The organism is Streptomyces sp. NPDC017890, from assembly GCF_044328675.1.
Lineage (GTDB): Bacteria > Actinomycetota > Actinomycetes > Streptomycetales > Streptomycetaceae > Streptomyces.
In genome coordinates this window covers 37,630-46,082 of sequence record NZ_JBIRHU010000031.1, presented here as the reverse complement: position 1 = coordinate 46,082, position 8,453 = coordinate 37,630, and the positions used below count along the sequence as shown (strand labels likewise).

The 8,453-nt window shown below is 71.1% G+C and carries 10 protein-coding genes; 7 read left to right on the top strand and 3 right to left on the bottom strand.

Features of this window, described 5'->3' with window-relative positions:
- From ACH4F2_RS31590 to ACH4F2_RS31580, 3 genes are all read left to right on the top strand, one after another.
- Positions 1 to 990 (top strand): AIM24 family protein (locus ACH4F2_RS31590; protein ID WP_398136171.1); only part of this gene is annotated, 990 nt, incomplete at its 5' end.
- Between the two features lie 13 nt (positions 991 to 1,003).
- Positions 1,004 to 1,684 (top strand): AIM24 family protein, encoded by a 681-nt coding sequence (locus ACH4F2_RS31585; protein WP_398136170.1) that lies wholly within the window; start codon positions 1,004 to 1,006, stop codon positions 1,682 to 1,684.
- A gap of 18 nt (positions 1,685 to 1,702) precedes the next feature.
- Positions 1,703 to 2,458 carry an AIM24 family protein gene (locus ACH4F2_RS31580; RefSeq protein ID WP_398136169.1) on the top strand — a complete coding sequence of 252 codons (756 nt, stop codon included), beginning with the start codon at positions 1,703 to 1,705 and terminating at the stop codon, positions 2,456 to 2,458.
- 70 nt (positions 2,459 to 2,528) lie between these two features.
- Here ACH4F2_RS31580 and ACH4F2_RS31575 read toward each other — a convergent pair whose 3' ends face one another.
- Together ACH4F2_RS31575 and ACH4F2_RS31570 are read right to left on the bottom strand one after the other, a co-directional pair.
- Complete coding sequence (locus ACH4F2_RS31575; protein ID WP_398136168.1) at positions 2,529 to 3,044, bottom strand: NUDIX hydrolase; 516 nt, start codon at positions 3,042 to 3,044, stop codon at positions 2,529 to 2,531.
- Positions 3,041 to 4,483, bottom strand: coding sequence for a zinc-dependent metalloprotease (locus ACH4F2_RS31570; RefSeq protein WP_398136167.1), 1,443 nt, complete (start codon positions 4,481 to 4,483; stop codon positions 3,041 to 3,043). The genes ACH4F2_RS31575 and ACH4F2_RS31570 overlap by 4 nt, the downstream gene beginning before the upstream one ends.
- Before the next feature lie 192 nt (positions 4,484 to 4,675).
- Between ACH4F2_RS31570 and ACH4F2_RS31565 the strand changes: the two genes are divergently transcribed.
- The 4 genes from ACH4F2_RS31565 to ACH4F2_RS31550 all read left to right on the top strand — a co-directional run bounded on the left by ACH4F2_RS31565 (position 4,676) and on the right by ACH4F2_RS31550 (position 7,834).
- A complete protein-coding gene (locus ACH4F2_RS31565) occupies positions 4,676 to 5,797 on the top strand; it encodes an SDR family oxidoreductase (protein ID WP_398136166.1) in 1,122 nt (373 codons plus the stop codon).
- A 139-nt stretch (positions 5,798 to 5,936) separates the two neighbouring features.
- Positions 5,937 to 6,398, top strand: a complete 462-nt coding sequence (locus ACH4F2_RS31560; protein WP_386308092.1) for a molybdenum cofactor biosynthesis protein MoaE — start codon at positions 5,937 to 5,939, stop codon at positions 6,396 to 6,398.
- A 121-nt stretch (positions 6,399 to 6,519) separates the two neighbouring features.
- Positions 6,520 to 6,684: a hypothetical protein gene (locus ACH4F2_RS31555; RefSeq protein ID WP_398136165.1), complete on the top strand. Its 165-nt coding sequence runs from the start codon at positions 6,520 to 6,522 to the stop codon at positions 6,682 to 6,684.
- A 55-nt stretch (positions 6,685 to 6,739) separates the two neighbouring features.
- Positions 6,740 to 7,834: a PDZ domain-containing protein gene (locus ACH4F2_RS31550; RefSeq protein ID WP_398136164.1), complete on the top strand. Its 1,095-nt coding sequence runs from the start codon at positions 6,740 to 6,742 to the stop codon at positions 7,832 to 7,834.
- A 32-nt stretch (positions 7,835 to 7,866) separates the two neighbouring features.
- On the opposite strand, the gene ACH4F2_RS31545 is transcribed toward ACH4F2_RS31550, so the two are convergent.
- A complete protein-coding gene (locus tag ACH4F2_RS31545) occupies positions 7,867 to 8,409 on the bottom strand; it encodes a PPA1309 family protein (protein WP_398136163.1) in 543 nt (180 codons plus the stop codon).
- Positions 8,410 to 8,453 lie beyond the last annotated feature (44 nt).

Genomic DNA, 8,453 nt, shown 5'->3' with positions numbered 1-8,453 from the left:
GTGTCCGGCCAGACCGCCCCGCCGCCTCCCGGCTACGGCCAGCCTGGTCAGCAGCCGCCGTACGGTCAGGTGTCCGGCCAGACCGCCCCGCCGCCTCCCGGCTACGGCCAGCCTGGTCAGCAGCCGCCGTACGGTCAGGTGTCCGGCCAGACCGCCCCGCCGCCCCCCGGTTACGGCCAGCCCCAGGCCCCCCAGGCCCCGGTCCCGCCCCCCGGTTACGGCCAGCCCACCCCGCCGCCGGGCTACGGCCAGCCCACCCCGCCCCCCGGTTACGGCCAGCAGGCCCCCCTCGGCGCCCCGCAGGGCATGCCTCAGGGAGCGCCGCAGGGCGCCGGAGTGATGGCCGCGCTCCAGCAGTTCAAGGAGACGGCGACCGGGCAGCGCTGGACCCAGCAGAACAAGAAGCTCGTCCGTGTCGACCTCGGCGCCGAAGGCCAGCCCGTGCTCGCCCGCCAGGGCAGCATGGTGCTCTACCAGGGCAAGGTCGACTTCAGTTACAAGGGCGCCGGATTCGCCGGCCGGGTCGTGGGCAACGCCACCGGCCAGGAGATGCAGCTGATGCGCTGCACCGGCAAGGGACAGGTGTTCCTCGCCGACAACAGCGCGATGCTGCACCCCATCGAGCTCCAGGGCGACGCCGTGTGCGTCTCCGCGGAGAACGTCCTCGCCTTCGACGAGAGCCTCCAGTACGAGGTCCGCCGCATCGAGGGACACGGCATCCCCGGTGGCGCGCTGTTCACGATGCAGTTCCAGGGCACCGGCACGATCGTCGTCAAGACGCACGGCGTGCCCGTGGTGCTGCCGGTCACGCCCACCACGTTCGCCGACTGCAACGCCGTGGTCGCCTGGTCGGCCGCCGCCCAGGTGGTCGTCTCCAGCCAGGTGCGCATGCGCCGCAACTCCTACGCGGGCGACACGGGCGAGAGCGTCAACCTGCAGTTCCGGGCGGCGCCCGGCAACTTCGTCGTCGTCCAGCCGTACGAGATCTGAGGGAGAGCCCGACATGAACCAGCCGCTCGCGGGCTATGCTCCCGCACCGGTCACCGCCCGCATGGAGAACCACGGCAACCACATGCTGAAGGTCGCCATGCAGACCGGGAACGACCTCCTCGCGCGCGTGGGCTCGATGACCGCCTACGAGGGCTTCGTCCAGTACGAGCCCAACCCGCCGGCCGTCCGCCAGATCGCCCGCGACTGGGCCACCGGCGAGGGCGCGCCGCTGATGAAGTGCTCCGGCGACGGCCTGCTCTACCTCGCCGACTACGGCGCCAACGTCGTCGTCATCAACCTCAACGGCGACGGGATCTCCGTCAACGCGACCAACCTGCTCGCCTTCGACGCCCACCTCACCTGGGGTGTGGAGCGGGTCAAGGGCCTGGCGAAGTTCGCCGGTCAGGGCCTGTGGAACACCAAGATCTCCGGTCAGGGCTGGGTCGCGCTCACCTCCCGGGGCAAGCCGATCGTGGTCGACTGCGGCGGCGGTGAGGACGAGACGTACGTCGACCCGGACGCGCTCGTCGCCTGGTCCCCGAACCTCAAGGTGAAGGGCAAGCGCAGCTTCAAGGCACAGTCGCTGATCGGCCGCGGCAGCGGCGAGGCCTACCAGATGGCCTTCTCCGGTCAGGGCATCGTCGTCGTCCAGCCCAGCGAGGACAGCACCGACCGCCTCCGGGTCCGGGGCTGAGGGGGAGACCAGAACATCATGCAGAGCCCGCTTTTCGCCTACAACGACCAGCAGAGCCAGGAAGCCTGGAGCCTGCAGAACAAGCACATGCTCCGCGTCGCCCTGGAGGGCCACGACGACGTGCTCGCCCGCAAGGGCACGATGGTCGCCTACCAGGGGCTCGTCGAGTTCGACGCCGAGTACCAGAACAACAACCAGTCACGCGCGCGTGCGCACACCGGTGAGGGCCTGGACCTGATGCGCTGCCACGGGCAGGGCACGGTCTTCTTCGCCAACCTCGCCCAGTGCATCCACGTGATGGAGGTCGACCAGGACGGTCTCACCGTCGACAGCAGCTACGTGCTGGCGATGGACTCGTCCCTGCACCACGAGGTCATCGCGGTCGACAGCCTGTACGGCATTTCCGGCTCGGGGAAGTACCAGCTCAACATCACCGGCCGTGGCAAGGTCGCCCTGATGACCTCGGGCGCCCCGCTGCTGATGCAGGTGACGCCCGACAAGTACGTCAACTGCGACGCCGACGCGATCGTCGCCTGGTCCACCGGCCTGCGGGTGCAGATGCAGGCCCAGACGCACTCCTCCGGGGTGTGGCGGCGTCGCGGCAGCACCGGCGAGGGCTGGGAGCTCAACTTCATGGGCAGCGGCTTCGCGCTCGTCCAGCCCAGTGAACTGCTGCCGCCGCAGAACGCCCAGCTCGGGCAGGGTGTTGCCGCGCAGTACGGCATGGGGCAGCAGGGAGCCCGTGGTCAGAACCAGGGGAACGTCTGGAGCTGAGCGCGGAGCGCAGCCCGGTACGCGCAGTCCGGTAAGGGGTGATCGCAATGGGCGGTCACCCCTTACGGGTTCAGAGCCGGGCGCGGGTTGCCTCGAGCAGGCGTACGACCGACTCGTCGGCCACGTCCCGGACCTCCGCGTACGGGAACCAGCGCAGGTCGAGGGACTCGTCGCTGATCGCCTCCACGGCCCCCTCGGGAGCCACCGCGGCGTACTGGACGTCCAGGTGCCAGGCGCACGGCGTGCGGTGGCGGTCCAGCCGCACCGGGCCGCCCGGGGCCAGGGCCAGGCCTGCGATGCCCGACTCCTCGGTCGCCTCGCGCAGAGCCGCCCTCGCCAGCGTCTCGTCGGCCGGCTCGCAGTGGCCGCCCATCTGCAGCCACATGCGCAGCTTCTTGTGCAGGGTCAGCAGGACCCGCTCGCGAGAAGGGTCGATCACGAGCGCGCTCGCTGTGATGTGCCCGTCCCCGCAGGCCTTCCACAGGCCGTCCGGGTGCGCCGCGAGGTGGTCCAGGTACACCTGACGCAGCTCGTCCTGGCCCTCGTGGTCCTTCAGGACCAGGACCGCGTCGTCGTGGAGGCTCACCCGGCGTCGTCACCCTTGCCGTCGGCCTCGTCCTGGCCCTTCTCGTTCTTCTTTTTCAGGTCGGGCTTGCCGGCTGCCTCGCCGAGCATCTTGTCCAGCTCGGAGAAGTCGAGCTGCTCACGGTGGACGAAGCCGTCCGGGTCGTCCAGGTCGGTCGCGGTCGGCAGCATGTCCGGGTGGGCCCACAGGCCGTCCCGGCCGTCGACCCCGCGCGCGTCCGTCAGGGACGCCCACAGACGGGAGGCGTCACGCAGGCGGCGCGGGCGCAGTTCCAGGCCGATCAGCGTGGCGAACGTCTGCTCCGCCGGGCCGCCCGAGGCCCGACGACGGCGCAGCGTCTCGCGCAGTGCGTCGGCGGAGGACAGGCGCGGCTTGGCGGCGGTGTGCACCACCGCGTCCACCCAGCCCTCGACGAGTGCCAGAGCCGTCTCCAGACGGGCCAGGGCGGCCTTCTGCTCCGGGGTGTCCTCCGGCTGGAACATGCCCTGCTGGAGAGCCTCCTGCAACTGCTCCGGGTTCTGCGGGTCGAACTGGCCGACCACGTCCTCCAGCTTGGCCGTGTCGACCTTGATCCCGCGGGCGTAGCCGTCGACCGCGCCGAACAGGTGCGAGCGCAGCCACGGCACGTGCGCGAAGAGGCGCTGGTGCGCGGCCTCACGCAGGGCGAGATACAGCCGCACCTCCTCCTGGGACACGCCGAGGTCCTTGCCGAACGCCTCGATGTTCGCTGGCAGCAGCGCGGCCTTGCCGACCGGGCCGAGCGGCAGACCCACGTCGGTCGAGCCGACGACCTCGCCGGCGAGGACGCCGACGGCCTGCCCGATCTGCGTGCCGAACATGGCGCCGCCCATGGAGCGCATCATGCCGATCAGCGGGCCGGCCATGGCCTGCATCTCCTCGGGCAGCACGTCCCCCATGGCGGTGCCGACGCGCTCGGCGACCGGGTCGACGAGCTCCCGCCAGGCGGGCAGGGTCGCCTCGACCCACTCCGCGCGGCTCCAGGCCACCGCGGTGCCCGCGCCGGAGGGCAGGGCGGTCGCGTCGTCCAGCCACAGGTCGGCCAGGCGGACTGCCTCCTGGACGGCGGTGCGCTCGCTGGGGCCGATGCTGGCGTCCTTCGTGCCGTCCGGCGTGCCCTGGGAGACCGTCTGGCGGGCGATCTGCTTGGCCATGTCCCAGTTCACCGGGCCGCCCTCGTAGGAGAGCATCTGGCCCAGCTGCTGGAACGCGGCGCCCAGGTCGTTGGGGTTCATGGAACCGAACATGGCAGCGAACGGGTTGTCCGCGCCGGGGCCGCCAAGGCCGCCGGCTCCGGGCCCGAATCCGAACGGGTTGGCCGGTCCCTGACCACCGCCGCCCTGCTGGTCCTTCTTCTTGCCCTCGTCGCCGTCGTCCGGCTCCTCCGGCGGAAGGCCGAATCCGAATGGGGTGTCACTCACGGGGTTCCTCGGCTGGTAGGGCCGCCGGTTCTTTCCGGCGGCACGGCTGCCCGACATCACCACCCAGCGTAGACACCCGGGGCGGTTCGGGCCTCGGTGCTTCGCCGACTGACGGCCTGCGGCAGGATGGATGCCACCTGGTACGTACGCGTCGCTCGCGCCCGTACTGAAGACAACCGCTGGAGACGCCCGGTGAGTTCCCCAGATCCGCAGGTTCGCGCAGCGCGAAACCAGTCAACCAGTTCCTCCCGCCCCGGCGCGCGCGGACCCGTCGTCGCGGTCACCGGTGCCGCGTCCGGGGTCGGGGCGCTGCTCACCGAGCGGCTCGCCGCGTCCGACGAGGTCAGACAGGTCGTGGCCATCGACGAACGACGCGGCGGATGCGCCGCGGCACAGTGGCACATTCTGGACGTACGGGACCCGGCCATCGCCGAGAAACTGCGTGGTGCGGACGTGGTCGTGCACCTGGCACTCGACCTCGATCTGGAGACCGACGCCGCCGCCCGGACGGCCTACAACGTCCGGGGGACGCAGACCGTCCTGACCGCCGCGGCGGCGGCCGGCGTGCACCGTGTCGTGCTGTGTACCTCCGCGATGGTCTACGGCGCCCTCCCCGACAACGAGCTGCCGCTCTCCGAGGACGCCGAACTGCGCGCCACGGCTGAGGCCACCGGGGTCGGCGACCTGCTGGAGATCGAGCGGCTCGCGCGTCGCGCACCTCGGGCGCATCCCGGCCTCAACGTCACCGTCGTCCGGCCGGCGGTGCTGGTCGGAGGCATGGACACCGCGCTGACCAGGTACTTCGAGTCGCCGCGGCTGCTTGTCGTGGCCGGGTCGCGCCCGGCCTGGCAGTTCTGCCACGTCGACGACCTGTGCAGTGCCCTGGAGTACGCCGTGCTGGAGAAGGCCGACGGGGAACTGGCCGTCGGCTGCGACGGCTGGCTGGAGCAGGAAGAGGTCGAGGAGCTCAGCGGCATCCGTCGGATGGAACTGCCGTCGGCGGTCGCGCTCGGCGCGGCGGCCCGGCTGCACCGCATCGGGCTGACGCCCTCTCCGGCCGGGGACCTGGCGTACACGATGTACCCCTGGGTGGTGAGCGGCAGCCGGCTGCACGACGCCGGATGGCGGCCGAAGTACACCAACGAGGAGGTGCTCGCGGAGCTGCTGGAGGAGGTCTCCGGGCGGCACACGGTCGCCGGGCGGCGCCTCGGGCGCAAGGACGCGACCGCGGCGGGAGCCGCCGGAGCGACGGTGGCCCTGCTGGGCGCGGCCGCGGTGGTACGACGGGCGCGGAAGGTCCGGCGGCGGATCTGAGGCGGACGCGGCGCCGCGCCCGGCCTTCTCCCGCCCGCACACCGGCCGCGGGTCCTGTAGAAGGCTCCAAAGCGGTACGCGCGCGTGCCGGGTGATAGCGCTATTCCACGCCGTCCGCGTGGTGGGGCACGATGGGCGCATGGCAACCACGAACGACCACCCCGGTGAACTGGCCGCGCCGGACCCCGTCAAGCTGATCGGAATCCGGGAGACACCTCTCTCCGTGGACGAGGTCTTCCGGGCCGTCGGAGACGACGCGGCCGGCGGGACCGCCCTGTTCGTCGGGACGGTCCGCAACCACGACGGCGGGACAGACGTCGACCGGCTCGGGTACTCGTGCCACCCCAGCGCCGAGGCGGAGATGCGGCGGATCGCCGAGAAGGTCGTCGCGGAGTACCCCGTACGGGCGCTCGCGGCGGTACACCGGGTGGGGGATCTGGAGGTCGGGGATCTCGCCGTGGTCGTCGCCGTGTCCTGCCCGCACCGGGGCGAGGCCTTCGACGCCTGCCGGAAGCTGATCGACGACCTGAAGCACGAGGTGCCCATCTGGAAGCACCAGACCTTCTCGGACGGTACCGAGGAGTGGGTCGGCGCCTGCTGAGAGCGGCACCGCTCCCGTGACTCCGGTTGCGTAACCGACCCCCCGGCGTGAGCGTTGTCACTGCGGATGGTTAATCTGCTGATCAGTCAGTGGCGGACGCTCATGGGGTTGGGAGGTCGACATGGCAGCACTTGCCTGGTTGCTGATTCCGCTTGTGGCTGCTGTCGGCGCGGGTCTGTGGGGCAGCTGGGCCAACAGGACCCGCAAGGCGCGGAGCGACGGGCCCGAGCTGGACGGGTACGCCCGCTTCCGCGAGGCCATGGAAAGGCCCCGCACCGGGCCCTGACCGGACGGTGCAGCCCTGACGGTGCTCTGACAGCCCAGTCCCGTACTGTCGTGCCATGCCACGCCGCACCGCGACGATGCTCGCCTCCACCCTGATGCTGATCGCGCTCCTGTGCGCGGGTGTGTTCATTCCCGTGCCCTACTCGGAGATGTCTCCGGGGCCGACGGTGAACACCCTCGGGGATCACGACGGCGAGCCGGTGCTGCAGATCGACGGGCGCGAGTCCTACGAGGCGAGCGGCCATCTGAACATGACCACCGTCCGGGTCACCAGCGCCGAGTACCAGATGAACCTCGTGGAAGCGGTCTACGGCTGGCTGGCACACGACAACCGCGTGGTGCCGCACGACACCCTCTACCCGGACGGCAAGACCGAGGAAGAGGCCACCCAGGAGAACGCCGAGGAGTTCAGCCAGTCCCAGGAGAGCGCCAAGGTCGCCGCCCTCAAGGCACTCGACATCCCGGTGAAGTCCTGGGTGGTCGTCTCCACGGTCGTCAAGGACTCGCCGTCCGAGGGCAGGCTGCACGCCGGAGACGTGATCAAGGCGGTGGACGGCACGGCCGTCAAGAAGCCCGCGGACGTCGCCGAGCTGGTGACCGAGCACAAGCCCGGACAGGACGTCGTCTTCACGATCGTGCCCGCCAAGGAGCAGGCCGCCGCGGAGAAGGAGGGGCGGACGCCCACCGCGACGCAGGAGGTCACGATCACCACCGCGGCCTCGGACGACGCCGGTGAGAAGCGCGCCATCGTGGGGATCGCCGCCGGGACCGATCACACGTTCCCGTTCTCCATCGACATCAAGCTGGCCGACGTCGGCGGCCCGAGCGCCGGTCTGATGTTCGCCCTCGGCATCTACGACAAGCTCACGCCGGGCGACCTGACCGGCGGCAAGTTCGTCGCCGGCACCGGGACGATCGACGACAACGGCAAGGTCGGCCCGATCGGCGGCATCGGGATGAAGACCATCGGCGCACGCGACAAGGGCGCCCAGTACTTCCTGACGCCCGCCGACAACTGCGCGGCCGCCGCCGAGGACATCCCCGACGGGCTCACCCTCGTGAAGGTGGACACCATCGACGACGCCCTCGGCGCGCTGAAGGACATCCGCTCGGGGACGACATCGGACCTGCCGAAGTGCACGACCGGATGACGGTCCGAGCGGCCGCCTAGAGCCCCGAGGGGCTACTCCTCGAAGGTCGCCGTCAGCGCCTGGGCCAGCCCCGGCACCAGGTCGGAGCCCGTGAGGACCTCCGTGGCCGCGTCCTTCTCGCGCAGCCGCAGGGCAGAGTCGCGGGCGCCGTCGCGCAGGACCGCGACCGTCATGCGGACCTCCTGGCGGTCGGGGTGCTCCGCCACCCACCGCGCCAGCTTGGTCTCGTTCAGGCCCTCGGGGACCTGGGCCTCGGCGGACGGCGGCAGCATCAGGCGCTCCACGGCGAGGGCGCAGCCGACCACCGCGTCGGGCCAGGCGATGGTGCCCAGGAACTCGTCGAGCGGCTGGTCCGTTGGAACTTCGTCCTGCTCGATCGGGGTCAGGCCGGAGCTCTCCGACTCGTCCTGCAGACCGAGCCGGTCCGCGAGTGAGGGCTGATCGGCCCGGAGCCGGGCGGTGTCGACAAGTGCAAAGAGGCGTGCGGGCTGGTCCCAGCCGAGTCCGGAGACGTACTCGTCGATCTCGAGTACGGCCCGGGTGAGGGGGCTCGCTGCCATGGGGGTGTTGGACATGGTCACAATCCTGCCTCGTTCATGGCCCGAATCGGGAACCGAGT